Below are 25784 nucleotides of genomic sequence, written 5' to 3' on the forward strand. Positions count from 1 at the left end.
GGCCCTGCGGGCCGCCGCCGCCCCCGTCACCCCCTTGGCAAAGGGTCAGCGGAACGCCGGACCGTGGGCCCAGATGGTGAGCGAGAAGCGCTCGCCGCCGGTCACCGGCGTGACCCGGTGCAGCAGGTAGGACGGAAACAGCGTCGCCTGCCCGCGGCTGCGCACCGCCGTCACCACATGGCTGGACGGCATCACCTCCAGCCCGCCGCCCTCATAGGCGTCGGGTTCCGACAGCTGCACCACCATGGTCAGCTTGCGCCGGGAGGCAAGCCGCCCTTCGCCCACATCGGAATGCCAGTCGAAATGGCCCTCGCGTTCGGCGCCATAGCGGGCGACCTGCGCGCTTTCATCGAACGCGTCCAGATCGAAGCCATAGGTGTCGCGGTTGGCCTGCCGCACCAGCTCGATGATCCGGTCCATCACCCAGCCGGTCTCTGGCACGTCGTCCAGCCAGACCAGATCGGCGCGGCGCAGGTTATGGGCGCGCTGCTGGCCGACCAGCCGGGCGTCGGAGGCCTCTGCCCCGCGGGCGATCTCGATCAGGCGGCTGCAGTCGGTTTCGGAAAAGGCGTCGGGAATGCTGTGGACGGTGATCATGGGACGGGCTCCTGTCAGGAGGGCGGAGCTAGCCCCCTGCCTGCCGGGGCGCTGCGCCATTTGCGACAGAGTCTGCAGAAACCGACATCTCCTTTTCGTGAACGCGCCCCTTCCCTGAGCCGTCCCGCCACGCCATATGGCAGGCATGTCAGACCCAGATCTTGCCGCCTTCGAGGGCATGGCCCGTGCCACGCTCGACACCCTGCCCGACCCCTTCCGCGCTGCCGCGCGCGACGTGGTGCTGCGCGTCGAGGACTGGCCGCCCGCCGAGATCCTGCGCGAGATGGAGATCGACGATCCGCTGGATCTGACCGGGTTGTACGATGGCATCCCGATGACCGAAAAATCGCCAAGCTGGCCCGCGCCCTATCCGGACACGGTCTGGATCTTCCGCGAACCGATCCTGCAGGAATGGCGCGACCGGGGCGACGTGACGCTGGAGGATCTGGTGGCCCATGTCACGGTGCATGAATTTGCGCATCATTTCGGCTGGTCCGACGATGACATCGCCACCATCGACCGCTGGTGGGAATAGCGCCGCTTAGCCCGGATCGCGCCAGCGGTGGGCCACGGGATAGCGGCGGTCCTTGCCGAAGGCCCGGGGTGACAGCCGCGCCCCCGGCGGGGTGAGGGCGCGCCCGCCTTCACCCCGATGCAACAGATCCGCCACCTGCAACGCCCCGGCGCGGTCAAAACCCGCCGCCACGCAGTCGGCGACGGAGCCGTCCCGGTCGACAAGGATCTGCAGGATGCCGTCCAGCACCGGGCCTTCGGGCAGGGCATGGCGGCCGGTCTGGGCTGCGCGTGGGGCGGCGAGCAGCCCCACCGGGATGGGGGCATGATCCGGCCCGCTCATCCACGGCCGGTGCTGCGCGTTGCGCCAGCGGCAGATGTCGAAGATCCGGGTCTGATACAGATCCTTGATCGGGTTGTAGCCGCCCGCCACGGCGCCATGGGCGGTGGCCTCGCCAATCGCCAGCGCGGTCTTGCTGCAGGGGGTCAGCAGCCTCTCGCCGAACCCGGTCGCCAGCGCCCCCAGCAGCAGCGCGCGCAGGCGGGGCTGCAGGGACTCCCCGGCCAGACCGGGCCCGGCGCTGCCCAAGAGCGGCGCAAGCGTGGCGGTCAGCGCGGCCTGCGCCCCGTCCACGGGCAGGACATCGCAGCGGCAGCCCAGCGCCTGCGCGCAGGCCTCGGCCTCCTCAAGCGCGGCGGCGGGGCTTTGCTGTGACGGCAGCAGGACGCAGCGCACATGCTTCGCGCCCAGCGCATCCACCGCAATGCTGGCCGCCAGCGCGGACCCCGCCTCCCCCGACAGGCCCAGCAGCACGCGGTCTTGGCCGGTCTTGCGGCAGTGATCGCGCAGCGCCAGCACCATGGCGTGATAGTCCTGCTCCAGATCGTCGGGACGCGGCACGAACACGCCCTCCGCCGCGCGCCAGCCTTCGGGGCTGCGAAGCAGATCCAGATGGGCCACGGCTTCCTCGAAGACCGGCAGCTGCAGCACCGCCTGCCCGCCGGGGTTGAGCACGAAGGATCCGCCTTCGAAGATCTGGTCGTCCTGCCCGCCCACCATGTTGAGATAGACCAGCGGCAGCCCGGTTTCGATGCCGCGGGCCACCATATGGGCAAGCCGGATGTCCTGCCCGCCCCGCTGATACGGCGCGGCATCGGGCACCAGCAGCAGCTCTGCCCCGGTTTCGGCGAGGGTTTCGGCCACATCCTCGTCCCATGCGTCCTGCCCGATGGGCGAGCCCAGACGCAGCGTGCCCAGCGCGTAGGGGCCGCCGATGGGGCCGCTGTCAAAGTGGCGGCTGTCCTCGGACGGCCCGAGGTGATGCCGGAAGACAGAGGCGGTGATGCGCCCGCCGGAACAGACAAGATAGGCGTCATATCGCCGGGGGCCGTCGATCCACGGGCAGCCCATGGCCAGCGCCGGGCCCTCCGCACAGTCGGCGGCAAGTTGCCGGGCCGTGTCCATGCAGGCCTGCGTGAAGGCGGGGCTGCGCAGCAGATCCTGCGCATTCCCGCCCGAAAGGAAGAGTTGCGGCAGCGCCACCAGCTGGGCGCCCGCCGCGCGGCCCTGCTGCCACGCGCTGCGCGCCCGGGCGGCATTGCCCGCCAGATCGCCCGTGATGGGGTTGAGCTGCGCCATGGTCAGGCGGAAACGGTCGGCCATCGGCGCTGGTCCTTCTGGTCACTTCCGCGTGCCGACATAGCAGAACGGCGCCGGAGGAAAAGCAGCGGCGGGCAAAAGAGATTGTCAGCAAAGAGGCGGTTGTTTACGTTCCGGTGCAAACTCCAGAGGCATATGGCAAGGAACGCGCATGAAGATCGCAGGCAGAACGATCCTCCCGCTGGCCACAGCACTTGCCTTGGCCACGACGCTGGCCGCGCAGGACGGCGAGATCGTCACCAAGCAATATGACGATGGCGGCGTCTACGAGGGCAGCTTTCAGGACGGGCTGCAGCATGGCACCGGCACCTACCGGCTGCCCAACGGCTATGAATACGAGGGCGACTGGGTCGAGGGCGAGATCCGGGGCCGGGGCACGGCCCGCTTTCCCAACGGTTCGGTCTATGAGGGCGATTTTGCCAAGGGCAAGCCCGAGGGCACCGGCCGCATCGTCTTTGCCGATGGCGGCACCTATGACGGCAGCTGGCTCGACGGCAAGATCACCGGCAGCGGCGTGATGCAATATGCCAATGGCATGCGCTACGAAGGTGCGTTCCGCAACGCGCTGCATCACGGGCGCGGCACGATGACCGGCCCCAACGGCTATGAATATGACGGCGACTGGGTCAACGGCGTCAAGGAAGGCAATGCCGTCATCACCTATCCCGACGGCTCGGTCTATGAGGGCCGGGTGGCCAATGGCCTGCGCGATGGCCGGGGCACGCTGACCATGCCCGACGGGCTGGTCTACGAAGGCATGTGGCGCGGCGGCCAGATCGACGGCGTGGGCAAGCTGACCCAGCCCAATGGCGACATCTACGAGGGCGATCTGGTGGATGGCCGCCGCGAGGGTCAGGGCCGGGTCACCTATGCCAATGGCGACAGCTACGAAGGCAGCTTCGACAATGACCAGCGGCAGGGCAGCGGCACCTTCCGGGGCGCCGATGGCTATGTCTACGACGGCAACTGGGTCGCGGGCCAGATCGAGGGCGAAGGCACGGTGACCTATCCCGACGGTTCGGTCTATACCGGCAGCTTTGCCAATGTCCTGCCCAACGGCACCGGCAAGATCACCTATCCCGACGGCTCCACCTATGAGGGCGACTGGGTCGATGGCGTGATCGAGGGGCGCGGCACCGCGCGCTATGCCAACGGTCTGGTCTATGAGGGCAGCTTTCGCAACGCCCGCAATCACGGGCAGGGTGTCATGACCTATCCCGACGGCTACCGCTATGACGGCGAATGGCAGGACAACGAACGCCACGGTCAGGGCACCGCCACCTATCCCGACGGCACGGTCTATACCGGCGCCTTCCGCGACGGGCAGCGCCATGGACAGGGCGAGATCGTGATGCCCGACGGGTTCCGCTATGTCGGGTCGTGGGCCAATGGCGAAATCGAGGGTCAGGGCACCGCCACCTATGCCAATGGCGATGTCTACGAAGGCACCTTCCGCGATGGCAAACGTCAGGGCGAGGGCACCATGCGCTATGCCACCGGCGAGGAAACCTCGGGTGACTGGGTGAATGGCGTGCTGACCACCGCCACCCCGGTGGAGGGCGCCGAGCCGGACGCCGAGGCGGGGGCGGGCTCCGAAGAGGCGGCGCCCGACACGCCAGAGACGCCGCAGGACTAGGCGGGCGCGCGCCGGGCTTTGCCCCCGGGCCGGAACGGGCTAGTCTGCCCGTCTTGGAACCGGACATATCAGGGAGGTCATCATGATTTCACGCCGCATCTTTGCCGGGCTCTGCGCCGGGCTGCCGCTTGTCGCCGCCGCCAGCCGTGGCACGGCCCAGCCTGCGGGCTATGGCACGCAGAAGGTGGTCTATCACATCAACGAGTCGGGCGGAGACGAGAACCGCGCCTATCGCGGCGCCCTGCAGAACGTGCAGAACCACATCAACGCCGTGGGGGCGGAGGCCATCGAGGTGCAGGTGGTGATGCATGGCAACGGGCTGGGCCTGCTGCAGGCCGCGCTGGAGGATACCGGGCTGCAGACCGTGGTCGGCGGGCTGAAATCGCAGGGCGTGCGCTTTGTCGTCTGCAACAACACGCTGGCCGGGCGCGACATCGACTATTCCAGCGACCTTTATGACGTCTGGGAAGACGACATCGTGCCCTCGGGCGTGGCGGAACTGTCGAAGCTGCAGATGGCGGGCTTCACCTATATCAAGCCCTGAGACCAGCGCCGGAGGGGCGCTGCCCCTCCTATTCCCTGCGGGGGGCTCTGCCCCTCCCGGCCCTGCGGGCCGGTTCACCCCGGGATATTTGGGGTCAGAAGAAGCCTCAGACGGTCTTGCCAGCCGAGAGGCGGTCCAGAAAGGCCTCGGCCTCGGCCAGCACGGTGTCGCGATGCGGCGCCTTCATCCGGTCCCATGTGCGATACATGTTGGCCATGCGCGGGTTGCGTTCGAACCGCGCGCGGTGCCGGGTCAGGAAATGCCAGTAGAGCAGGTTGAACGGGCAGGCCTCGGGGCCGGTCTTGTCCTTCACCTTATAGGCGCAGGGGCGGCAGTAATCCGACATCCGGTCGATATAGGCCCCCGAGGACACATAGGGTTTTGACGCGAGGATGCCGCCATCGGCAAACTGGCTCATCCCCACGGTGTTCGGCGCCTCCACCCATTCGAAGGCATCGGCATAGACCGACAGATACCATTCGTGCAGCTCTGCCGGGTCGATGCCCGCGATCAGGCCAAAATTGCCGGTGACCATCAGCCGCTGGATGTGATGGGCATAGGCCTCGTCGCGGGTCTGTTCCACCGCACGCGACAGGCAGCGCATCTTCGTCTCTGCCCCCCAGTAAAGCGGCGGCAGCTTGCGCTGGTGGTTCAGCGCGTTGCGGCGGGGATAGTCCGGCCCTTCGAGGAAATAGATGCCGCGCACATATTCGCGCCAGCCGATGATCTGGCGGATGAAGCCCTCCACCGAATTGAGCGGCGCCTCGCCCCGGCGATAGGCCGCCTCGGCGGCGCGGCAGACCTCCAGCGGCGACAGCAGCCCGATGTTGAGATAGGGCGAGATCAGCGCGTGGTTCAGGAACGGCTCGCCGTCCAGCATCGCATCCTGATAGGCGCCGAATTCCGGCAGGCCATGACGGATGAACTGCGCCAGCGCGCGCCGCGCCTGCGCCTGATCCGTGGCGAAATGGAACGGGCGCAGCGTGCCGAAATTCCCTGCAAAGCGCGCCTCGACCAGATCCAGCACCTCTGACACCGTGGCGTCGGGAGTGAATTTCATCGGGCCGGAATGGCCGATGCCCCCGGGCGGCGGCTTGCGGTTTTCGGAATCGTAATTCCATGTGCCGCCTTCGGGCTGGTCGCCATCCATCAGCAGCCCGGTGCGGCGGCGCATGTCGCGGTAGAACCATTCCATGCGCAGGCTCTTGCGGTCCTTCGCCCAGTCCTGAAACTGCGCGTGAGAGCACAGAAAGCGGTCATCCTCGCGCAGGGTCACGTCCAGCGGCAGATCGCGCAGCGCCTCGATCAGCCGCCATTCGCCGGGTTCGGTGGCCAGCACGCGGCTGATCCCGGTTTCTTCGGCGCGGCGCAGCAGTTCGCCGGGGACGGAGCCCGCGTTTTCGGTATCGTCCAGCTGCGTGTAGCGCACCGTCCAGCCCTGATCGCGCAGGCGGGCGGCGAATTTGCGCATGGCGGCCAGCACCAGCGCGATCTTTTTGGGGTGATGCGGCGCATAGCCCGTCTCTGCCGCCACCTCGGCCATCACCACCACGTCCCGGTCGGGATCGGCCTCGCGCAGCGCCGCCAGATCCTCGCTCAGCTGGTCGCCAAGGACAAGCACAAGGCGGCTCACCACGGCACGGCCTTGCCCTGCCAGTCAAAAAACTGCCCGGTCTGGGCCGGGGTCAGCCCGTCGATCACCCGCAGCAGGTTCTGCGCCGCCTCCGCCGGGGGCACGGCGGGATGGCGGCCCAGATAGGCTTCGGTAAAAGGCGTGGCGACGGTGCCCGGATGCAGCGCCACGCAGGCCAGCTGCCGGTGGCTGCGCGCCAGTTCCACCGAGGCCGTGCGCAGCATCTGGTTCAGCGCGGCCTTGGCGCTGCGATAGGAATACCAGCCGCCCAGCGCGTTATCCCCGATCGACCCCACCCGCGCCGACAGCGCGGCAAAGGTGGCGGGCCGGTCGCGGGGCAAGAGCCGCAGCCCGTGTTTCAGCACCAGCATCGGCCCCAGCGTATTGAGCGCGGCCTGCGCCAGATAGGCCTGCGGATCCAGCGTCTTCAGCGTCTTTTCCGGGGCGGCGCCACCGATCTCCAACGCGCCGGTGGCGACAAGGATCAGGTCGAACGGCCCCTCCAGCGCCTCCAGATGCTGCGACACCGACGCCTCGTCGGTCACGTCAAGCCCGTGCTCGCGCCGCGACAGCGCGGTGGTGGCCACGCCGCGCCCCTTCAGGGCCGCGACAAGCGCGGCGCCGATGCCGCCGCTTGATCCGATGACAAGTGCATTTTCCATGGCGCGAAGCTAGCAGCGGCGGGCGCGCAATCAAGCGCGCTCAGCCCAGCTCCAGCGTGGCGACGGCATGCAGGCCGGATCCGGTCATGGGTGCTGCGCCGCGATACATGCGCGTGGTGGAAAACACCTGCCGCAGCCCCAGATCGGCGCAGAGCGCGGCCAGATCCCGCGCATCATCCGGCACGTCGATCATCACCTGCGCGCCACCGCTCTGCTCCGCGCAGGCGGCCAGCAGCGCGCGGGCAACCTCGGTGGAGGGCGCGACCAGCGGCCCCACCTTGAACCCGTCGCGGCAGGCGCGCAGCGTCACAAGCCCGTCGATCACCCCGCCATCATGATGCACCAGCGTGTGCCGGCTGTGGGTGTCGCTGAACCACTGCTGGTCAAAGGCGGTCTTGAAATAGCCGCAGGCCTTGGCTTCCAGCGCGCTGAGCGTGGCGCGATCCTCCAGCCGGGCGGGGCTGATGCCCGTCGCCTCGCCCGCAGGCAGCGGGCCCGCCAGACGCACGGTGCGCCCCGCCGGGGCAAAGCCCGAGCGGGCATAGTTCTGCTGCTGCGCGGGCACGCCATCCAGCGCCACGCTGCGCGATCCGGCATGGCCCAGCGCGTGCTGCCACAGGGCATGGCCAAAGCCGCGCCCGCGATAGCTGCGTTCGCAGATATAAAGCCCCAGAAAAGCCATCGCCTGATCGTGGTTCACCACGCAGATGGCGGCGACCATCTGGCCCTGATCCTCCATCGCGAAAAACCCCTGCGGATCGGCCTGCCAGAAGGCTTCGGCATCGTCGAGCCCGGGATTCCAGCCCTCTGCCGCCGCCCAGTCCAGCGCGGTCTCCAGCTCGGTTCTGGTCATCTGACGCGGGATCATCCGTTCAGCGCCTCGCGCAGGGATTGCGGCGGCGGCGGGGTCTCTCGCAGATCCAGCAGCGACAGCAGGTCCAGCAGATGGCCCTTCATCAAGTCTTCGGTCAGCGGGCCGTCGCCGCGGGCCAGCGCCCCCAGCAGGGCTTCGTGGGCATGGGTTTCACACATGGCATTCGGTCTCCGCCAGTAAAGCGCGATCACCAGCGAACTGCGCGAGATCAGCTGCGCGATGAACCCGGCGATGGTAGCCTGATCGGCGATGCGGGCAATCTCCAGATGGAACTGCCCCGACAGGCGCAGCGCCGTGCCGTAATCCCCGCGATGCAGGGCCGCGTGTTCCTCGTCATTATGGCGGCGCAGCAGCGTCACGTCGGCGGGGGTGACCCGTTCGGCGGCAGAGCGTGCGGTGCGCGGCTCCAGCAGGGCGCGGGCCTCGAACACCTCGCGGGCCTCGCGGATCGACGGTTCGGCGACAAAGGCGCCGCGATTGGGTTCGATGCTGACCAGCTGGTCATGCGCCAGCATCTGCAGGGCGGACCGCACGATGGTGCGGCTGACCCCGAAGATCTCGCCCACCTCGTCCTCGTTCAGCTTCAGCCCCGGCGCCAGCCGGTGTTCGTGAATGGCCAGCGTCAGGGAGTCGGCCACTGACCGCGCGCGCGGCGCCCTGCTGCGTCGGTCCTGTCCCGGTTCTGCCATGACACCCATGCCCTGCTCCTTTGGCGGCAGTCTTTTCGCAGGGGCGGCAGAATCACAAGAGGCGGCAGGTTGGATGTGATGTGCTGCATGATCGTATACAATCAGAAGTCAAAAAGCGCACATTCCGCGTCCGGATCGGTCAAATATTAGGCGCCGCACGGAGCGGAGACAGGCCGGACACAGGCGGCGCTTTGCGGGCGCCAGAAAGCCTCCGCATGATCGGGACAGCAACGCAGGGGGTGTCATGCGCAAGGGACTGGATCTGGAGCTGGTGGGCCTGACCAAACGCTATGGCGACACGGTCGCGGTCCATGCCATCCACCACCATTTCAAGCCGGGCGTCTATGCCTGCCTGCTGGGTCCGTCGGGCTGTGGCAAATCCTCGACGCTGCGGATGATCGCTGGGCACGAGACGGTCAGCGACGGGTCGATCCTGCTGGGCGGCGCCGATATCAGCCACCTGCCCCCGGCCAAGCGCGGCACGGCGATGATGTTCCAGAGCTACGCGCTGTTCCCGCATCTGAGCGTGGCCGACAACGTCGCCTTCAGCCTCAAGATGAAAGGCATGGACGCTGCCGCCCGCCGCACCCGCGCGATGGACATGCTGGCGCTGGTCGACATGACCAAATACGCCGAACGCCTGCCCGCGCAGCTGTCGGGCGGACAGCAGCAGCGCGTGGCGCTGGCCCGCGCCCTGATCACCGAACCGCAGATCCTGCTGCTGGACGAACCGCTGTCGGCGCTGGATCCGTTCCTGCGCGTGCGGATGCGCGGCGAGCTGAAGCGGCTGCAGCGGGAACTGGGCATCACCTTCCTGCATGTGACCCATGGGCAGGACGAGGCGCTGGCGCTGGCCGACGAGATCGTGGTGATGAACAACGCGGTCATCGAACAGGCGGGCGCCGCGCGCGACGTGTTCAACGCGCCGCGCACCGAATTTGTCGCGCGGTTCATGGGCGGGCATAACGTGATCGCGCTGCCGCAGGGCCATTTCGCGCTGCGCAACGATCTGACCCGGCTGGCCCCGGAACCCGGCGCCAGACTGGGCGGGCGCGTCACCTCGGTGGAATTTCAGGGCACCCATGTCGCGGTCACGGTGATCGCCACCGGCGATCAGGACATCACCGCCTTCGTGCCGGAACACCAGTTCTACGCCGATCCGAAATCCCCCGGCGACGGGGTGGGCCTTGTCTGGGACGACGAGGCGCTGCACCCGCTCTCTGCCTGAGCGGGCCATAATCTAAAAAACAGACCGACATCAGGGAGATGACCATGACCACCACGAAACTCAGCCGCCGCGGCCTGCTGAAAGGCGCCGCCGCCGCCACCGCCGCCAGCACTTTCCCGGCGCCGATGCTGTGGGCGCAGAACATCAAGGACGTGACGCTGCGCCAGTTCGGCACCGGCGTGTCCAACCTCAACGAGGTGGGCCAGAAGGTGAAAGAGGAACTGGGCTTCACGCTGGAGATGACCGCGCTTGATTCCGACGCGGTGACCCAGCGCGCCGCCACCCAGCCCGGCAGCTTCGACATCGCCGACATCGAATACTGGATCTGCAAGAAGGTCTGGCCGACCGGCAACCTGCAGGCGATGGATACCAGCAAGATCAAGAATTACGACAAGATCGTCGGCATTTTCCGCGATGGCAAGCTCAACCCCGACTCCACCATCGCGCAGGGCACCGCGCCGCATACGGTGGGCTTCACCTCCGGTCCCGGCGGCACCGATTTCGTGCAGGAGGAATCCGGCTGGATGACCCTGATCCCCACGATCTACAACGCCGACACGCTGGGCATCCGCCCCGACCTGATCGGGCGCCCGATCGAAAGCTGGGCCGAACTGCTGAACCCGGAATTCAAGGGCAAGGCTTCGATCCTCGACATTTCCTCCATCGGCATCATGGATGCGGCCATGGTCTGCGAAGCGATGGGCGAAATCGCCTATGGCGACAAGGGCAACATGACCCGCGACGAGATCGACCGCACCATGGCGATCATGACCGAGGCCAAGAAAGCCGGGCAGTTCCGCGCCTTCTGGAAAACCTTCGACGAGTCGGTGAACCTGATGGCCTCCGGCGAGGTGGTGATCCAGTCCATGTGGTCCCCTGCCATCACCGCCGTGAAATCGCGCGGCATCGACTGCGTGTATCAGCCGCTGAAGGAAGGCTATCGCAGCTGGGGCGGCGGGATCGGCCTGTCCAAGAACCTGTCCGGGCTCGAACTGGATGCGGCCTATGAATACATCAACTGGTATCTCGACGGCTGGGTCGGCGGCTTCCTGATGCGGCAGGGCTATTATTCCGCCGTGCCGGAAACCTCCAAGGCCTACATGTCGGAAAACGAATGGGGCTACTGGTTCGAGGGCAAGGAAGCCACCGAAGTCATCACCAACCCCTTCGGCGATGCCATGGCCCAGCCCGGCGAGGTGCGCGACGGCGGATCCTTCCAGGACCGCATGGGCGCCGTGGCCTGCTGGAACGCCGTGATGGACGAAAACCAGTACATGGTCCGCAAGTGGAACGAATTCGTCGCGGCCTGACCGATACACCTTGGTCCTGACGAACCCGCCGCATCCCGGTTTGTGCCCGGGATGCGGCCCCTGATCCGCGCGCCCCGGCGCGCCGCCGCCCCGGAGGTTCCATGCGCGCAGGCAACATGTCCCGACATCTGACCGGCTGGCTGCTGGCCTCGCCGCTGTCGCTGGTGCTGATCCTGTTTCTGGTGCTGCCCATCGCCATGATCGTGGTGGTCAGCTTCTGGAAGGCCACGGAATTTTCCATCATCCCCGCGTTTTCGATGGAAAATTACGATTTCCTGTTCGGCTCTCCGGTCACCTACCGGGTGTTCGGCACCACCATCAAATACGCGCTGATCGTCTGGGTCTTCACGCTGGGCATCGGCTTTGCCGTGGCCTATTTCCTTGCCTTCCACGTGCGCAGCCAGACATGGCAGATCGCGCTGTTCCTGCTGTGCACCATCCCGTTCTGGACCTCGAACATCATCCGCATGATCTCGTGGATCCCGTTTCTGGGCCGCAACGGGCTCGCCAATTCGGCGCTGATCTCCATGGGGGTGACGGAGGAACCGCTGGACTGGCTGCTTTACTCCGATTTCTCGGTGATCCTTGCCTTCGTGCATCTTTACACGCTGTTCATGGTGGTCCCGATCTTCAACACCATGATGCGCATCGACAAATCGCTGATCGAGGCGGCCTATGACGCAGGCGCCACCGGGTTTCAGACCCTGACCAATGTCATCATTCCCCTCTGCAAGCCGGGCATCATGATCGGCACCATCTTTGTCATCACGCTGGTGATGGGCGATTTTGTCACCGTGCGCTTCATGTCGGGCAGCCAGTCCGCCAATGTCGGACGGCTCATCCAGAACGACATCGCCCTGCTGCAATATCCCTCGGCCTCGGCCACGGCGGTGGTGCTGCTTGTCACCGTGCTGATGGTCATCGGCATCCTGCTGCGCTTCGTCGACATCCGGAAGGAGCTTTGATCCATGGAACCCCGCTCGCGTTCGTTCTATGTGCTGGCCGGCTTTTTCGGGCTGTTCCTGCTGTTCCTCTATGGCCCCACCTTCACCATCGCGATCCTCAGCTTTCAGGGACAGCAGGGCGGGCTGACCTTTCCGATGCGCGGCACCTCGCTGCACTGGTTCCGCGACCTTTTCGAACAGCAGGCGGTGGGGGACATCTGGGGCAGCTTCCGCCGCAGCCTTGCGCTGGGGCTGATGGTCATGGTGACCACGGTGGTGGTGTCGGTCATGGGCGGGCTCGCCTTCCGCAAACGCTTCGCCGGCAATGCGGTGCTGTTCTATCTGGTCATCACCGCGCTGGTGATCCCGTCGATCCTGATTTCGCTCGGGGTCGGGCTGATCTTCAGCCAGCTGGGCCTGCCGATCCACTGGGCCAGTTCCGGCTTCGGGTCGCAGCTGACATGGACGCTGCCCTTTGGCCTGCTCATCATGTTCGCCGTCTTCAACCGTTTCGACAAAAGCTATGAAGAAGCCGCGCGCGATCAGGGCGCCAGCAACTGGCAGACGATCCGCCACGTGATCCTGCCGATCATCGCGCCCTCGCTGATCGGGGTGGCGCTGTTCGGCTTCACGCTCAGCTATGACGAATTCGCCCGCACCCTGCTGACGGCGGGCAGCTACAACACCCTGCCGCTGGAGATCTACGGCATGACCACCAACGTCACCACGCCGGTGATCTTTGCGCTTGGCACCCTGACCACGGCGTTTTCGCTGGTCATCATCGCGGTGTTCCTGCTGACGGTCTGGGGCCTGAACCGCCGCCGCGCCCGGCAGGGATCCGACGCGGGCAAGGGCATGGTCTGAACATGGCGCATCTCATCATCAACCCCAACAGCACCCGGTCCATGACCGAGGCGATGCTGGCCGTGGCGCAGGCCACCGCCCCCGAGGCCGGGTTTCAGGGCTGGACCTCGACCGAGGCGCCCCCCGCCATTCAGGGCCGCGAGGATGGCGAGGCCGCCACGACGCCGCTGCTGGCGCTGGTGGACCGCGCCAATGCCGAAGGGATGCAGGGCATCGTCATCGGCTGTTTCGACGATACCGCGCTGGATCAGGCGGTGGCGCGCTCGGCGGTGCCGGTGCTGGGCATCTGTCAGGCCGCCTGCCATGTGGCCGCCCTGCGCGGGTGGCGGTTTTCCGTGGTGACGACGCTGGCCGTGTCGGTGCCCATCCTTGAAGAGAACATCGCGCGCTACGGCTTTGCGCCGCTGCTGGGCCGGGTCCGCGCCTCGGACGTGCCGGTGCTGGCGCTGGAAGACGACCCCGCCGCCGCCGGGGCGCGCATCGCCGCCGAACTGGACCGCGCCCGGGCCGAGGACGGGATCGATGCGGTGATCCTTGGCTGCGCGGGCATGGCCAAGCTGACCGCCGACCTGCGCCGCCGCTTCGCGCTGCCCATCCTCGACGGGGTGGAATCCGCCGCCCGGCTGCTGCCCGCGCTCTAGCCCGTCAGCGCAGCGGCACCAGAGGCGGGCCTTCGGGATCCTCCTGCGGCGTGTCGAAATAGTCGGGAAAGCGCTGCACCAGCGCGGGCAGCACGGCGACCAGATCGCGCAGATGGCCCCGCATCGCGGCCTCGGCCCCGAACACGTCGCGCATGGCGATCCGGTCGACGATGGCGCTGTGCTGTTCGATCAGCGGCTGCGGCGACAGCGGCTCCGGCGACAGGTGCCGCACCCGGTCCATGCGCAGCTTCAGCCCCTCCAGATCGCGCCAGATCGGCCCCATCCCCGCCGCTTCGGCCAGCGTGCGGTGAAAGCGTTCATCCAGATGCACCATGCTGCGCGGATCGCGCCCGCAGACCAGTTTCTGCCGCACGATCTGTTCGCGCAATTCGGTGATCAGCGCAAAATCCGCGCGCTCCGCCACTGCCTTGACGATATCGGCCTCGATGGCTTCGCGCAGGAACCGCGCCCCCACCACGCCCGACATGCAGATCCGCCCCACCTTCGGGCTGCCATCGGGGCAAAGATCGACCAGCCCTTCGCCCGCAAGCCGCAGGATCGCCTCGCGCAGCGCGGGTTGCGGCACCGCAAGCCGCAGCGCCAGCCGCTGTTCCGCCAGCGGCTGGCCCGGATAGACCGCGTTGCGCGTGATCAGCGCCCGCAGATAGGCATAGATCTGAGGCGCAAGCGGCGCCGTCGGGTCGAAGGTGGCTCTGGCAAGATTGTCCATGGCTGACACCCGAAAACGAACTGACCCTTTCTAGCCGAAGCTGAAAAGAAAGATACGGTTTCAGATCAAGGTCGGATCACCAGACACTAAAATTCAGGTCGATCCCGGGCCGCGAAGACCAGACATCCCCGGGCCGCCGCCCACATCATCGGGGGCCACCGCCACCGATTTGACCACCGCGTGACAGACCTGCCCGGGCTCCAGCCCCATGACCTGCGCCGAGCGGCGGGTGATCCGCGCCAGCACCCGCCCCGCCGCAGTGTCCAGCGACACCAGCGCCCCGGGTCCGTCGCCGCTGCGGATGTCCTGAATCGTGCCGGGCAGGATGTTCAGCGCCGACAGGCCCACCGGTGCCTCCCGCGACAGGATCACGTCATGCGCGGCGATGCGCAGCCGCATGGCGGTGCCGGGGGCCGCGTCCAGCCGGGGCACCACCAGCGTCAGCCCGCCCGCGCCCAGTTCGGTCAGCCCGTCCTCGGCATGGCGCAGCACCACCGCCCCCAGCACCGCCCCCGCCGCCCGCGCGCCCAAAGGCGTGACGGCGGGATCGGCCAGCACCTCGGCGGCGGGGCCCGCGCGGGTGACCCGCCCCGCCTCCAGCGCCACGACCGTGGTGGCAAGCCGCGCGACCTCGGCGGCGGAATGGCTGACGAACAGGATGGGGATCGCGACCTCGTCACGCAGCCGTTCGAAATAGGGCAGGATCTCGGCCTTGCGCGCCTCGTCCAGCGCTGCCAGCGGTTCATCCGCCAGCAGCAGGCGCGGGGCCGCCAGCAGCGCACGCCCGATGGCCACCCGCTGCTTTTCCCCGCCTGACAGCGCGCCGGGCCGCCGGTCCAGCAGCGCGCCGATGCCCAGCAGATCGACCACGCGGCCAAATTCCGCGCGTGGCGCGTCGCGCGGGGCAAACCAGCGGCCATACATCAGGTTCTGCCGCACGTTGAGATGCGGAAAAAGCCGCCCCTCCTGAAAGATGTAGCCCAGCCTGCGCTTGTGCGGCGGCAGCCAGCGCCGCGCGCCGGTGTCGAACAGCTCCCACCCGTTGACCGCGACACGACCCTGCTCGGGGCGCAGCAGCCCGGCGACGGCATTGACCAGCGTGGTCTTGCCGGACCCGGAGCGGCCAAACAGCACGGTGATGCCCGGCGGCGCCTCGAAGCTTGCGTCAAGCGTGAAGGCCGGAAAGGAATGTTTCACGTGAACCGACAGCGTCATTGCCCGGCCACCCGCCGCGCCACGCGCCGCCCCACCCATTCCGACAGCAGCAGCGCCGTCATCGCCACCGCCACCGCCACCAGCACCAGCCGGAACGCGGCGGCATCGCCCCCCGGCACCTGCAGAAAGGCATAGATGGCCGAAGGCAGCGTCCGGGTCTGGCCGGGGATGTTGGAGACAAAGGTGATAGTGGCGCCAAATTCCCCCATCGCCTTGGCAAAGCCCAGAATGCCACCCGCGACGATGCCGGGCAGGATCAGCGGCAGCGTCACCGTCAGGAACACCATCAGCCGCGAGGCGCCCAGCGTGCCCGCCGCCTGTTCCAGCTTGGGATCCACCGCCTCGATCGACAGGCGGATGGCGCGGACCAGCAGCGGAAAGGCCATGATCCCCGCCGCCAGCGCCGCCCCGGTCCAGCGGAAGGCCAGCACGATGCCCCAGTCCTGCAGCACAGCGCCCACCGGCCCCTTCGTGCCGAAGGTCAGCAGCAGCAGATAGCCGGTCACCACCGGCGGCAGGATCAGCGGCAGATGCACCAGCCCGTTCAGCAGAGCGTGCCCCGGAAAGCGCCAGCGCGCCAGCGCATAGGCCACGAACACCGCCAGCGGCAGCCCCAGCAGCGTGGCCCACAGCGATACGCGCAGGGACAGCAGCAGCGCCTGTGTTTCCTCGGGGCCGAGCCAGTCCATGCGTCAGTCGGCCAGCACGGTGAAACCCTGCGCCTCGAAGGCGGCGCGGGCCTCGGCCCCCTGCAGATAGGTCAGGAAATCCTCCTCGGCGGCGCTGTCGCGGTTGGCCAGATCGGCAACGGGATAGAGGATCGGCGGGTGGCTGTCAGCGGGAAAGTGGCCCGCCACGGTCACGCGGTCCTCTGCCCCGGCATCGGTGGCATAGACGATGCCAAACGGCGCCTCGCCGGTGGCGACCAGCGCCAGCGCGGCGCGGACATTGTCCGACTGCGCGACCGAGGGTGCCACCTCCTGCCAGAGGCCCAGATGGTCCAGCGCCGCCTTGCCGTAGATGCCCGCAGGCACCGAATCGACCAGAGCCATGGCCAGCCGCCCCTCGCCCAGCAGGGCGGGCAGATCCAGATCCGGCCCGATCGTGACCGGCGCCGCATCCGTGCCATGCGCCACCAGCACAAGGCTGTTGCCCAGAAGATCGCGGCGCGAGCCGTCTTCCAGCAGCCCCTCCGCCTTCAGCAGGTCCATCCAGTCGGGATTGGCAGAGATGAAGATGTCGGCGGGGGCCCCCTGCTGGATCTGCTTGGCCAGCGCCGAGGATCCGGCCAGCGACACCACCACGCTGTGACCGGACTGCGCCTGATAGCTGGCCACGATGTCATCCATGGCGTTTTTCAGGCTGGCGGCGGCAAAGACGGTGACCTGTTCGGCATGGGCCAGCCCCGGCAGCAGCAGCGCAAGCGCGGGCAGCAGGACATGACGGACGGGCATGCGGATTCCTCTCCCTGGCGACAGGTATGGCAAAACATATCGCAATCGCGCCCCGACACGGCAAGCGTTATTTCCCATCGGCCACATCGCGCAGCAGGGAGCGCAGCAGCCCGATCCGTGCCGCCCCGGCTTCGGTCGCGATCTCCTCGATCTTGCGATACTGCTCCAGCACCAGTTCGCCGGTTTCCGTCAGCCGGGCGCCGCCGCCCTTGGCGCCGCCCCGGCTGCTGTCCACCAGCGGTTCGCGAAAGGCGCCGTTCATTTCTTCGACCAGCGACCACGCGCGTTTGTAGCTCATGGACATGGCCCGCCCCGCCGCGGCGATGGATCCGGTCTGGCGGATCAGATCCAGCAGATCGGCCTTGCCCGGCCCCAGCATCGCATCGGTGCCCAACAGGATCCGCAGGCGGATCCGGGGGGCGTCGCTGTCTTTTGGGGCCTCTGTCATGGATCCGGTTGTCCGCCATCCCGGCAGGTCTGACAAGATGGCGGCGCAAAAGCGGCGCCACAGGCATGGCAGGCATTGTCTTTCCGGGCGCGCTGACGAAAACTGCGCGCCAGAGGTCAGGCCGCCCGCAGAGCTGCGCCGACCGGGAACAGGGAGACGACACATGCTGAAACAGCTGCTTGCATCGGTGGCGCTTGCCGCCTGCGCCACCACCGCCATGGCCGAGGTCAAGGTCGGGCTTATCACCACGCTGTCGGGCGGCGGGGCCGGTCTGGGCATCGACACGCGCGACGGCTTCATGCTGGCGCTGGAACAGGCGGGCCGTGACGATGTCGAGGTGGTGATCGAGGATGACCAGCAGAAGCCCGATGTGGCGGTGCAGCTGGCCGACCGGCTGATCCAGTCCGAAAAGGTCGACGTGCTGACCGGCATCGTGTGGTCCAACCTTGCGATGGCCGTGGTGCCCGCCGCCACCGCGCAGGGGCTGTTCTACCTGTCCACCAATGCCGCCCCGGCGCAGCTGGCGGGCGCGGGCTGCAACCCCAACTATTTCTCGGTGTCCTACCAGAATGACAACCTGCACGAGGCGGCGGGCGCCTATGCCACCAAGGCCGGGTTTGCCAACAGCTTCATCCTTGCGCCCAACTATCCTGCGGGCAAGGATTCGCTGAACGGTTTCAAGCGCTTCTACGAAGGTGAGCTGGCGGGGGAGATCTATACCGACCTTGGCCAGACCGATTACGCCGCAGAGATCGCGCAGATCCGGGCCAGCGGCGCCGACAGCGTGTTCTTCTTCCTGCCCGGCGGCATGGGGATTTCCTTCCTCAAGCAATATGCCGACAGCGGCGTGGATCTGCCCCTGATCGGCCCGGCCTTTTCCTTTGACCAGAACATCCTGCAGGCGGTGGGCGATGCGGCGCTGGGGGTGAAGAACACCTCGTCCTGGAGCAAGGATCTGGACAATGCCGCCAACGCGGCCTTCGTCACCGCCTATTCTGAGAAATATGGCCGTCTGCCTTCGCTCTATTCCGCGCAGGGCTATGACACCGCCAACCTGCTGCTTTCGGCCATGGACAAGGCGGAGGTCAGCGATGACGAGGCGTTCCGCGCCGCGCTGATGGAGGCCGATTTCGACTCCGTCCGGGGCAAGTTCAGCTTCAACGCCAGCCAGCACCCGGTGCAGGATCTGTATGTGCGCGAGGTGGTGCGCGAGGGCGACATCCTGACCAACCAGATCGTCGACACCGCGATCACCGACCGCGGCCATGCCTACGAGGCCGAGTGCAAGATGTAAGGGCAGGCGCGGCCCCAGCCGGGGCCGCCGCAGGACAGGACGAGTCATGACCCCGCTGCTGATTGTCGAACAGGTGCTGAACGGGCTGCAGTCCGGCATCATGCTGTTTCTGATGGCGGCGGGGCTGACGCTGATCTTTGGCGTTATGGGGCTCATCAACCTTGCCCATGGCTCGCTGTTCATGGTGGGCGCCTTTGCCGCTGCCGCCACCGCCGCCGCCACCGGATCCTTCCTGCTGGGGCTGGGGGCGGCGCTGGTCGCCGCCGCCTGCGCCGGGGCGCTGGTGGAACGGCTGGTGATCCGCCGTCTTTATGACCGCGACCATCTGGATCAGGTGCTGGCCACCTTCGCGCTGATCCTGATCTTTTCCGAAGGCACGCGGTGGATTTTTGGATCCTTCCCGCTTTACCTTGATATTCCGCCCGCGCTGTCGGGGCCGGTCACCCTGCCCGGCGGCATCCAGTATCCGCTCTACCGGCTGTTCCTGATCGGCGTGGGGCTGGTGCTGGCAGGGGCGCTGTTCTGGCTGATCGGGCGCACCCGGCTGGGCATCCGCATCCGCGCCGGTGAAAACGACCGGGAGATGATCGCGGCGCTGGGGGTCGACATCGCGCGGCTTTACACGCTGGTCTTTGCGCTTGGGGCAGCCCTTGCCGGGCTTGCGGGTGCGCTGGTGGGCGCCATCCAGTCGGTGCAGGTCGGCATGGGCGAGCCGGTGCTGATCCTTGCCTTCGTGGTCATCGTGATCGGTGGCATCGGGTCGATCACCGGCGCGCTGGTCGGCGCGCTGCTGGTGGGGCTGACCGACACGCTGGGCGGCATCTTCCTGCCCCGGCTGTTTGCGCTGGTCATGGATCCGGCGGCGGCGACCCAGACCGGCGCGGCGCTGTCCTCGATGGCCATCTACATGCTGATGGCGGCGGTGCTGGTCTGGCGGCCCACCGGCCTGTTCGGAGCCCGGACATGACGCGCGAGACGCTGCTCAACGCGCTGGTGCTGCTGGCGCTTGGCCTGCTGCCGGTCTGGGCCCATCTGTCGGACGAGCCTTTCACCATCACGCTGGCCACCCGCGCCGCCATCCTTGCGCTGGCCGCCGTGGGGCTGAACATCGCGCTGGGGCTGGGCGGGCTGGTCAGCCTAGGCCACGCGCTGTTTTTCGGCATCGGCGGCTATGCCATGGGCATCCTTGCCAGCCACGCGCAGGATTATACGCCGATCTATGACGGCGCCTTCACCGTGCCGGGGACCAAATCCATGCCGGTGATCTGGCTGGTGGCGGTCGCCGCCTCCGCCATGGCGGCGCTGCTGATCGGGCTGCTGGCGCTGCGCACGGCGGGGGTCTATTTCATCATGATCACGCTGGCCTTTGGCCAGATGGCATTTTTCTTCGCCATTTCGTGGAACGCCTATGGCGGCGAAGACGGGCTGTCCATCTATGTGCGCAACAGCTTTCCGGGGCTGAACACGCTGGTGCCGATCCAGTTCTTCGGCCTGTGTTTCGGCCTGCTCTGCCTGATCCTGCTCGCCTCGCACCTGCTGGCGCGCAGCCCCTTCGGCCTTGCGCTGAACGCCGCGCGGCAGAGCCCGGACCGGGTGATGGCGGTAGGGCTGGACCCCAAGCGGCTGCAGCTTGTGGCCTTTGTGCTGTCCGGCGCGGTGACCGGGCTTGCGGGCGCGCTGTTTGCCGATCTCAACCGTTTTGTCAGCCCGACGATGTTCAGCTGGCAGACCAGCGGCGAGATCATGGTGTTCCTGATCCTTGGCGGCGTGGCGCGGCTGTGCGGGCCGGTGATCGGTGCGGCGGTGTTCGTGCTGCTGGAGCACTGGCTGGGCGGGCTGTCGGAATTCTGGCACATCTGGCTGGGGCTGCTGCTGCTGGCGGTGGTGCTGTTCGCGCGCGGCGGGCTGGTCGGGCTGGTCGCAGGGCGGGCGCGCGCCCATGACTGAGCCGGTTCTGGAAACCCGCGGGCTGGTCAAGAGCTTCGGCGCCCTGCGCGCCACTGATGGCGTCACGCTGGATCTGCGCAGGGGCGAAATTCACGCGGTGATCGGCCCCAATGGCGCGGGGAAATCCACGCTCATCAAGCAGATCTGCGGCAATATCGCGCCCGATGCCGGGCAGGTGCGGCTGCTGGGGCGGGATGTCACGCAGTGGTCGACCATGGCGCGGGCGCGGGCGGGGCTGGCGCGCAGCTTCCAGATCTCGGCGCTGGCGATGGAAGACACCGTGCTGCAGAACGCGCTGCTGGGGGCGCTGGGGGCCAGCGGATCGCCCTACCGGTTCCTGCGGCCCGCGCTGGGGCGGCGCCATCTGCGCGACCGCGCCATGGCCGCGCTGGACCGGATGGGGCTGGCCGATCTGGCCGCGACCCGCGTCGCCACGCTCAGCCACGGGCAGCGGCGGCAGCTGGAGGTGGCGGTGGCCCTGACGCTGGCGCCGCGCGCCTTTCTGATGGACGAGCCGATGGCGGGGCTGGGCAGCGAAGGCTCGCTGGCCCTGACCCGCGTGCTGGACGGGCTGCGGGCCGAGGCGCCGATCCTGCTGGTCGAACATGACATGGATGCGGTGTTTGCGCTGGCCGACCGGATCAGCGTGCTGGTCTATGGCCGCATCATCGCCACCGGCACCGTGGCCGAAATCCGCGCCAACCCGGAGGTGCGCGAGGCCTATCTGGGAGAAGCGCCATGAGCCTGCTGGATCTGCGCGACATCACCGCCTCTTACGGCGCGTCGCAGGCGCTATTCGGCGTCACGCTGGCGCTGGAAGAGGGCGAGGTGCTGGCCCTGATGGGGCGCAACGGCATGGGCAAATCCACGACGCTGCGCTGTCTCTGCGGGCTGATGCCGTCGGGCGGGGTGCGGCGCTTTGCCGGGCAGGATCTGGCGCGGCTGCCCGCGCATCGCATCGCCCGGCTGGGGGTGGGGCTGGTGCCGGAGGGGCGCCGCTGTTTCCGCGACCTGAGCGTGACCGAAAACCTGCTCGCCGCCGCCCGTCCCGGCGCTTGGGATCAGGCGCGGGTGGAGCTGCTGTTCCCCCGGCTGGCGGAACGGCGCGGGCAGAAGGCCGCGACCCTGTCGGGGGGCGAACAGCAGATGCTGGCCATCGGGCGCGCGCTGATGACCAATCCGCGGCTTCTGGTGCTGGACGAGGCGACCGAGGGGCTGGCGCCCTTGGTGCGGCAGGAAATCTGGGACGCGCTGCTGCTGCTGAAACGCGGCGCGGGGCTGTCGATCCTTGTGGTGGACAAGTCGCTGCGCGAAATGGCCGCCGTGGCCGACCGCGCCGTGATCCTTGAACGCGGCACATCCGTCTGGTCAGGAGCCTTTGCCGATCTGGGCCCCGCCGAGGCGGAGCGCTATCTGGGCGTCTGAGACCCGACGTCAGGACATAAAAAAGGGCGGCCCAAAGGCCGCCCCGGTATCGCGATCCCGCCCGGTCAGGCCTGAAGCGGCTTGACCACCAGTTCGCCTTCCTCGCGGGCCTTCATGGCCAGCGCGGTGGCATGGGCGCCTGCGGCGGTGGTGTAATAGGGGATCTTGTCATAGAGCGCGACCGACCGGATTTCCCGGCTGTCCGCGACCGAGGCAGCGCCTTCGGTGGTGTTCAGCACCAGCTGCACGCCGCCATCCTTCATCAGATCCACCACGTTGGGGCGGCCTTCATAGACCTTCTTGACCCGTTCGCAGGGGATGTCGTTCTGCGACAGGAAAGCGGCAGTGCCCGCCGTCGCCACCAGCTGGAACCCCATGCCGGACAGCAGCGAGGCCGCCTCTACCATCTGCGGGGTCTTGTCCTCGTCACGGATGGAGATGAACACCGCGCCTTCGGTCGGCAGCACGTTGCCCGCGCCCATCTGCGCCTTGAGGAAGGCACGCGGGAAGCTGCGGTCCCAGCCCATCACCTCGCCCGTGGAGCGCATTTCCGGCCCAAGGATGGTGTCGACGCCGGGGAAACGGGCGAAGGGCAGCACCGCTTCCTTGACCGAGAACCACGGCATGTTCGGATCGGCCAGCGTCATCGGATCGGCCAGCGGCAGCACGCTGTCGTAATCGGCGTTGTCGGGATAGGGCGCGCGCATCGGGAAGGCGGACAGCTTTTCCCCCGCCATGATCCGCGCCGCAATGGAGGCAATGGCGCTGTCGGTGGCCTTGGCCACAAACGGCACGGTGCGGCTGGCGCGGGGGTTCACCTCGATCAGGTAAATCTCGTTGTCCTTGATGGCGAACTGCACGTTCATCAGGCCGACCACATGCAGCGCGCGGGCCAGCGCCTCGGTCTGGACCTTGATCTCGGCGATCATCTCGTCGGACAGAGAATAGGGCGGCAGCGAACAGGCGCTGTCGCCGGAATGCACGCCCGCCTCTTCGATATGCTGCATGATGCCCGCGACATGCACCGCCTCGCCGTCGCAGATCGCGTCCACGTCCAGTTCGACCGCGCCCGACAGGTAGCTGTCCAGCAGCACCGGGCTGTCGCCCGACACCACCACCGCCTCGCGGATGTAGCGTTCCAGATGCGCCATGTCGCGCACGATTTCCATGGCGCGCCCGCCCAGCACATAGGAGGGACGGATCACCAGCGGGAAGCCGATGCTGTCGGCGATGGCCAGCGCCTGCGCGTCGGTGGAGGCGATGCCGTTTTTCGGCTGCTTGAGGCCCAGCTGGTTGACCAGCGCCTGAAACCGCTCGCGGTCTTCGGCAAGGTCGATGGCATCGGGCGTGGTGCCAAGGATCGGGATGCCCTCCGCCTCCAGCGCGTTGGCAAGCTTGAGCGGGGTCTGCCCGCCGAACTGCACGATCACGCCATGCAACGTGCCATTTTCCAGCTCGACCCGCAGGATCTCCATCACATGTTCGAAGGTCAGCGGTTCGAAATACAGCCGGTCCGAGGTGTCATAGTCGGTGGACACGGTTTCCGGGTTGCAGTTGACCATGATGGTTTCATAGCCCGCAGCGGTCAGCGCGAAACAGGCGTGGCAGCAGCAGTAATCGAATTCGATCCCCTGCCCGATCCGGTTCGGACCGCCGCCAAGGATGACGACCTTTTTCTTGTCCGAAGGCCGCGCCTCGCATTCCACCTCGCCCATCATGGGCATTTCATAGGTGGAATACATATAGGGCGTCTGCGCCTCGAATTCGGCGGCGCAGGTGTCGATCCGCTTGAAGCTGGCGACCACGCCCTGCGACAGGCGGCGCTTGCGCACGTCCTTTTCGGAAAAGCCGGTGAGCACGGCCAGACGGGCATCGGAGAAGCCCATCATCTTGAGCGCGCGCAGACCTTCGGCATTCTGCGGCAGGCCCTCGCGGCGCACCTGATCCTCGGCCTCGATGATTTCGCGGATCCGGGCAAGGAACCACGGGTCAAACATGGTGACGCCGTGGATGTCGTCATCCGACAGCCCGTGCCGCATCGCCTGAGCGATGGTGCGCAGCCGGTCGGGGGTCTGCTTGCTCAGCGCCTTGATGACGGCGGATTTTTCCGGCGCGCCGGGAATGGTGATCTCGTCAAAGCCATTGAGCCCGGTTTCCAGCGAGCACAGCGCCTTCTGCAGCGATTCGTGGATGGTCCGGCCAATCGCCATCGCCTCGCCCACCGATTTCATCGCGGTGGTCAGATGCGGTTCGGATCTGGGGAATTTTTCAAAGGCAAAGCGCGGGATCTTGGTCACGACATAGTCGATGGTCGGCTCGAAGCTGGCGGGAGTCACCTTGGTGATGTCGTTGTCCAGCTCGTCCAGCGTGTAGCCCACGGCCAGCTTCGCCGCGATCTTCGCGATCGGAAAGCCGGTGGCCTTGGAGGCCAGCGCAGACGACCGCGACACGCGCGGGTTCATCTCGATCACGACCATGCGGCCATTTTCCGGATTCACCGCCCATTGCACGTTCGACCCGCCGGTTTCCACGCCGATCTCGCGCAGCACGGCGATGGAGCCGTTGCGCATGATCTGGTATTCCTTGTCGGTCAGGGTCAGCGCCGGGGCCACGGTGATGCTGTCGCCGGTATGCACGCCCATGGGATCGACGTTTTCGATGGCGCAGACGATGATGGCATTGTCCGCCTTGTCGCGGACCACCTCCATCTCGTATTCCTTCCAGCCCAGCAGGGATTCATCCACAAGGATCTGGTTCACCGGCGAGGCATCCATGCCCGACCGGCAGTAATGCACGTAATCCTCGCGGTTATAGGCGACGCCGCCACCGGTGCCGCCCAGCGTGAAGGCGGGGCGGATGATCGCCGGAAGGCCAATGCCTTCCAGCGCATCCAGCGCGATGGCCACGCCCGCGTCCAGATCGGCCTTGCCGTTGGGCTTTTTCGGCGCGGTGACGATGGTCGCCTTGGGGTTTTCCAGCCCGATGCGGTCCATCGCCTCGCGGAACAGCTTGCGATCTTCGGCCATCTCGATGGCCTCGCGCTTGGCGCCGATCATCTCGACCCCGTATTTCGCGAGCACGCCCATTTCCTCGAGCGCCAGCGAGGTGTTCAGGCCGGTCTGGCCGCCCATGGTGGGCAGCAGCGCGTCGGGCCGTTCCTTTTCGATGATCTTTGCCACGATTTCGGGCGTGATCGGCTCGATATAGGTGGCATCGGCCAGTTCCGGGTCGGTCATGATCGTGGCGGGGTTGGAATTCACCAGAATGACCCGGTAACCTTCCTCACGCAGGGCCTTGCAGGCCTGTGCGCCGGAATAGTCGAATTCGCAGGCCTGCCCGATCACGATGGGCCCCGCTCCGATAATCATGATGGATTTGATATCGGTTCTTTTGGGCATGGTCGGACCTCGTCTTGACGGTGTGGCGGTGCGGTTCAGGCACGGGGCATCCTGCGCGGGAGTCGCAGCTCCCCGCAA

At 67.2% G+C, this 25784-nt stretch carries 25 protein-coding genes; 13 read left to right on the forward strand and 12 right to left on the reverse strand.

What is annotated here, in order from left to right:
- Window positions 1-45 precede the first annotated feature (45 nt).
- Entirely contained in the window at window positions 46-597 is a 552-nt protein-coding gene (locus VK682_RS01710) for a 2OG-Fe(II) oxygenase (RefSeq protein WP_324781343.1), read from the reverse strand.
- A 145-nt stretch (window positions 598-742) separates the two neighbouring features.
- On the opposite strand from VK682_RS01710, the gene VK682_RS01715 reads away from it, so the two are divergent.
- Window positions 743-1132 (forward strand): metallopeptidase family protein, encoded by a 390-nt coding sequence (locus VK682_RS01715; RefSeq protein ID WP_089842986.1) that lies wholly within the window; start codon window positions 743-745, stop codon window positions 1130-1132.
- A gap of 6 nt (window positions 1133-1138) precedes the next feature.
- Here the strand turns inward: VK682_RS01715 and VK682_RS01720 are convergent, their stop codons facing one another.
- The gene (locus VK682_RS01720; protein ID WP_230794787.1) at window positions 1139-2773 is read right to left on the reverse strand and encodes a nitrilase-related carbon-nitrogen hydrolase; all 1635 of its coding nucleotides are present in this window, start codon (window positions 2771-2773) and stop codon (window positions 1139-1141) included.
- Window positions 2774-2921: 148 nt separating this feature from the next.
- On the opposite strand from VK682_RS01720, the gene VK682_RS01725 reads away from it, so the two are divergent.
- Complete coding sequence (locus tag VK682_RS01725) at window positions 2922-4406, forward strand: MORN repeat-containing protein (protein ID WP_230794788.1); 1485 nt, start codon at window positions 2922-2924, stop codon at window positions 4404-4406.
- 82 nt (window positions 4407-4488) lie between these two features.
- Window positions 4489-4950 carry a DsrE family protein gene (locus VK682_RS01730; protein WP_089842775.1) on the forward strand — a complete coding sequence of 154 codons (462 nt, stop codon included), beginning with the start codon at window positions 4489-4491 and terminating at the stop codon, window positions 4948-4950.
- Window positions 4951-5056: 106 nt separating this feature from the next.
- Here the strand turns inward: VK682_RS01730 and VK682_RS01735 are convergent, their stop codons facing one another.
- Genes VK682_RS01735 through VK682_RS01750 form a run of 4 tightly spaced genes read right to left on the reverse strand, consistent with a single transcriptional unit; the run spans window position 5057 to window position 8808 of the window.
- Window positions 5057-6583 (reverse strand): cryptochrome/photolyase family protein, encoded by a 1527-nt coding sequence (locus VK682_RS01735; RefSeq protein WP_230794789.1) that lies wholly within the window; start codon window positions 6581-6583, stop codon window positions 5057-5059.
- The gene (locus VK682_RS01740) at window positions 6580-7245 is read right to left on the reverse strand and encodes an SDR family NAD(P)-dependent oxidoreductase (protein ID WP_230794790.1); all 666 of its coding nucleotides are present in this window, start codon (window positions 7243-7245) and stop codon (window positions 6580-6582) included. The genes VK682_RS01735 and VK682_RS01740 overlap by 4 nt, the downstream gene beginning before the upstream one ends.
- 40 nt (window positions 7246-7285) lie before the next feature.
- On the reverse strand, window positions 7286-8098 hold the full coding sequence (locus VK682_RS01745; RefSeq protein ID WP_230794791.1) for a GNAT family N-acetyltransferase: 813 nt from the start codon (window positions 8096-8098) through the stop codon (window positions 7286-7288).
- An 11-nt stretch (window positions 8099-8109) separates the two neighbouring features.
- Complete coding sequence (locus tag VK682_RS01750; RefSeq protein WP_230795121.1) at window positions 8110-8808, reverse strand: GntR family transcriptional regulator; 699 nt, start codon at window positions 8806-8808, stop codon at window positions 8110-8112.
- Window positions 8809-9052: 244 nt separating this feature from the next.
- On the opposite strand from VK682_RS01750, the gene VK682_RS01755 reads away from it, so the two are divergent.
- The 5 genes from VK682_RS01755 to VK682_RS01775 all read left to right on the forward strand — a co-directional run bounded on the left by VK682_RS01755 (window position 9053) and on the right by VK682_RS01775 (window position 13795).
- On the forward strand, window positions 9053-10036 hold the full coding sequence (locus VK682_RS01755) for an ABC transporter ATP-binding protein (protein ID WP_230794793.1): 984 nt from the start codon (window positions 9053-9055) through the stop codon (window positions 10034-10036).
- A 44-nt stretch (window positions 10037-10080) separates the two neighbouring features.
- Window positions 10081-11346 carry an ABC transporter substrate-binding protein gene (locus VK682_RS01760; RefSeq protein WP_089842995.1) on the forward strand — a complete coding sequence of 422 codons (1266 nt, stop codon included), beginning with the start codon at window positions 10081-10083 and terminating at the stop codon, window positions 11344-11346.
- 116 nt (window positions 11347-11462) lie between these two features.
- Window positions 11463-12311 (forward strand): ABC transporter permease, encoded by an 849-nt coding sequence (locus VK682_RS01765; RefSeq protein WP_230794795.1) that lies wholly within the window; start codon window positions 11463-11465, stop codon window positions 12309-12311.
- A 3-nt stretch (window positions 12312-12314) separates the two neighbouring features.
- The gene (locus VK682_RS01770) at window positions 12315-13154 is read left to right on the forward strand and encodes an ABC transporter permease (RefSeq protein ID WP_324781344.1); all 840 of its coding nucleotides are present in this window, start codon (window positions 12315-12317) and stop codon (window positions 13152-13154) included.
- A gap of 2 nt (window positions 13155-13156) precedes the next feature.
- Window positions 13157-13795: an aspartate/glutamate racemase family protein gene (locus tag VK682_RS01775; protein ID WP_230794799.1), complete on the forward strand. Its 639-nt coding sequence runs from the start codon at window positions 13157-13159 to the stop codon at window positions 13793-13795.
- Between the two features lie 4 nt (window positions 13796-13799).
- Here VK682_RS01775 and VK682_RS01780 read toward each other — a convergent pair whose 3' ends face one another.
- From VK682_RS01780 to VK682_RS01800, 5 genes are all read right to left on the reverse strand, one after another.
- Window positions 13800-14525, reverse strand: a complete 726-nt coding sequence (locus VK682_RS01780) for a GntR family transcriptional regulator (protein ID WP_089842797.1) — start codon at window positions 14523-14525, stop codon at window positions 13800-13802.
- 93 nt (window positions 14526-14618) lie between these two features.
- A complete protein-coding gene (gene modC, locus VK682_RS01785) occupies window positions 14619-15740 on the reverse strand; it encodes a molybdenum ABC transporter ATP-binding protein (RefSeq protein ID WP_230794803.1) in 1122 nt (373 codons plus the stop codon).
- Window positions 15737-16429: a molybdate ABC transporter permease subunit gene (modB, locus tag VK682_RS01790; RefSeq protein WP_230794811.1), complete on the reverse strand. Its 693-nt coding sequence runs from the start codon at window positions 16427-16429 to the stop codon at window positions 15737-15739. The genes modC and modB overlap by 4 nt, the downstream gene beginning before the upstream one ends.
- 3 nt (window positions 16430-16432) lie before the next feature.
- On the reverse strand, window positions 16433-17194 hold the full coding sequence (gene modA, locus VK682_RS01795; protein ID WP_230794813.1) for a molybdate ABC transporter substrate-binding protein: 762 nt from the start codon (window positions 17192-17194) through the stop codon (window positions 16433-16435).
- 67 nt (window positions 17195-17261) lie between these two features.
- On the reverse strand, window positions 17262-17642 hold the full coding sequence (locus VK682_RS01800) for a winged helix-turn-helix domain-containing protein (RefSeq protein WP_230794815.1): 381 nt from the start codon (window positions 17640-17642) through the stop codon (window positions 17262-17264).
- Window positions 17643-17805: 163 nt separating this feature from the next.
- Between VK682_RS01800 and VK682_RS01805 the strand changes: the two genes are divergently transcribed.
- From VK682_RS01805 to VK682_RS01825, 5 genes are read left to right on the forward strand one after another with little or no spacing between them, the layout of a single operon-like run.
- Window positions 17806-18936, forward strand: coding sequence for an ABC transporter substrate-binding protein (locus tag VK682_RS01805; protein ID WP_089842814.1), 1131 nt, complete (start codon window positions 17806-17808; stop codon window positions 18934-18936).
- Between the two features lie 46 nt (window positions 18937-18982).
- Window positions 18983-19903 carry a branched-chain amino acid ABC transporter permease gene (locus VK682_RS01810; RefSeq protein WP_089842817.1) on the forward strand — a complete coding sequence of 307 codons (921 nt, stop codon included), beginning with the start codon at window positions 18983-18985 and terminating at the stop codon, window positions 19901-19903.
- Window positions 19900-20883 carry a branched-chain amino acid ABC transporter permease gene (locus VK682_RS01815; protein WP_324781345.1) on the forward strand — a complete coding sequence of 328 codons (984 nt, stop codon included), beginning with the start codon at window positions 19900-19902 and terminating at the stop codon, window positions 20881-20883. The genes VK682_RS01810 and VK682_RS01815 overlap by 4 nt, the downstream gene beginning before the upstream one ends.
- Window positions 20876-21625, forward strand: a complete 750-nt coding sequence (locus VK682_RS01820; RefSeq protein WP_089842824.1) for an ABC transporter ATP-binding protein — start codon at window positions 20876-20878, stop codon at window positions 21623-21625. Before VK682_RS01815 ends, VK682_RS01820 begins: the two co-directional genes overlap by 8 nt.
- Complete coding sequence (locus tag VK682_RS01825) at window positions 21622-22308, forward strand: ABC transporter ATP-binding protein (protein WP_230794821.1); 687 nt, start codon at window positions 21622-21624, stop codon at window positions 22306-22308. The genes VK682_RS01820 and VK682_RS01825 overlap by 4 nt, the downstream gene beginning before the upstream one ends.
- 65 nt (window positions 22309-22373) lie before the next feature.
- On the opposite strand, the gene carB is transcribed toward VK682_RS01825, so the two are convergent.
- The gene (gene carB, locus VK682_RS01830; RefSeq protein WP_324781346.1) at window positions 22374-25706 is read right to left on the reverse strand and encodes a carbamoyl-phosphate synthase large subunit; all 3333 of its coding nucleotides are present in this window, start codon (window positions 25704-25706) and stop codon (window positions 22374-22376) included.
- Between the last annotated feature and the right edge of the window lie 78 nt (window positions 25707-25784).

The sequence above is a fragment of the Salipiger marinus genome, from assembly GCF_035481585.1.
GTDB lineage: Bacteria > Pseudomonadota > Alphaproteobacteria > Rhodobacterales > Rhodobacteraceae > Salipiger > Salipiger marinus.

Excerpts from the sequence above, each read along its gene's own strand:
- VK682_RS01710 (WP_324781343.1), bottom strand. The coding sequence starts at position 597 with ATGATCACCGTCCACAGCATTCCCGACGCCTTTTCCGAAACCGACTGC.
- VK682_RS01715 (WP_089842986.1), top strand. The coding sequence starts at position 743 with ATGTCAGACCCAGATCTTGCCGCCTTCGAGGGCATGGCCCGTGCCACG.
- VK682_RS01720 (WP_230794787.1), bottom strand. The coding sequence starts at position 2,773 with ATGGCCGACCGTTTCCGCCTGACCATGGCGCAGCTCAACCCCATCACG.
- VK682_RS01725 (WP_230794788.1), top strand. The coding sequence starts at position 2,922 with ATGAAGATCGCAGGCAGAACGATCCTCCCGCTGGCCACAGCACTTGCC.
- VK682_RS01730 (WP_089842775.1), top strand. The coding sequence starts at position 4,489 with ATGATTTCACGCCGCATCTTTGCCGGGCTCTGCGCCGGGCTGCCGCTT.
- VK682_RS01740 (WP_230794790.1), bottom strand. The coding sequence starts at position 7,245 with ATGGAAAATGCACTTGTCATCGGATCAAGCGGCGGCATCGGCGCCGCG.
- VK682_RS01745 (WP_230794791.1), bottom strand. The coding sequence starts at position 8,098 with ATGACCAGAACCGAGCTGGAGACCGCGCTGGACTGGGCGGCGGCAGAG.
- VK682_RS01750 (WP_230795121.1), bottom strand. The coding sequence starts at position 8,808 with ATGGCAGAACCGGGACAGGACCGACGCAGCAGGGCGCCGCGCGCGCGG.
- VK682_RS01755 (WP_230794793.1), top strand. The coding sequence starts at position 9,053 with ATGCGCAAGGGACTGGATCTGGAGCTGGTGGGCCTGACCAAACGCTAT.
- VK682_RS01760 (WP_089842995.1), top strand. The coding sequence starts at position 10,081 with ATGACCACCACGAAACTCAGCCGCCGCGGCCTGCTGAAAGGCGCCGCC.
- VK682_RS01765 (WP_230794795.1), top strand. The coding sequence starts at position 11,463 with ATGTCCCGACATCTGACCGGCTGGCTGCTGGCCTCGCCGCTGTCGCTG.
- VK682_RS01770 (WP_324781344.1), top strand. The coding sequence starts at position 12,315 with ATGGAACCCCGCTCGCGTTCGTTCTATGTGCTGGCCGGCTTTTTCGGG.
- VK682_RS01775 (WP_230794799.1), top strand. The coding sequence starts at position 13,157 with ATGGCGCATCTCATCATCAACCCCAACAGCACCCGGTCCATGACCGAG.
- VK682_RS01780 (WP_089842797.1), bottom strand. The coding sequence starts at position 14,525 with ATGGACAATCTTGCCAGAGCCACCTTCGACCCGACGGCGCCGCTTGCG.
- modC (WP_230794803.1), bottom strand. The coding sequence starts at position 15,740 with ATGACGCTGTCGGTTCACGTGAAACATTCCTTTCCGGCCTTCACGCTT.
- modB (WP_230794811.1), bottom strand. The coding sequence starts at position 16,429 with ATGGACTGGCTCGGCCCCGAGGAAACACAGGCGCTGCTGCTGTCCCTG.
- modA (WP_230794813.1), bottom strand. The coding sequence starts at position 17,194 with ATGCCCGTCCGTCATGTCCTGCTGCCCGCGCTTGCGCTGCTGCTGCCG.
- VK682_RS01800 (WP_230794815.1), bottom strand. The coding sequence starts at position 17,642 with ATGACAGAGGCCCCAAAAGACAGCGACGCCCCCCGGATCCGCCTGCGG.
- VK682_RS01805 (WP_089842814.1), top strand. The coding sequence starts at position 17,806 with ATGCTGAAACAGCTGCTTGCATCGGTGGCGCTTGCCGCCTGCGCCACC.
- VK682_RS01810 (WP_089842817.1), top strand. The coding sequence starts at position 18,983 with ATGACCCCGCTGCTGATTGTCGAACAGGTGCTGAACGGGCTGCAGTCC.
- VK682_RS01815 (WP_324781345.1), top strand. The coding sequence starts at position 19,900 with ATGACGCGCGAGACGCTGCTCAACGCGCTGGTGCTGCTGGCGCTTGGC.
- VK682_RS01820 (WP_089842824.1), top strand. The coding sequence starts at position 20,876 with ATGACTGAGCCGGTTCTGGAAACCCGCGGGCTGGTCAAGAGCTTCGGC.
- VK682_RS01825 (WP_230794821.1), top strand. The coding sequence starts at position 21,622 with ATGAGCCTGCTGGATCTGCGCGACATCACCGCCTCTTACGGCGCGTCG.
- carB (WP_324781346.1), bottom strand. The coding sequence starts at position 25,706 with ATGCCCAAAAGAACCGATATCAAATCCATCATGATTATCGGAGCGGGG.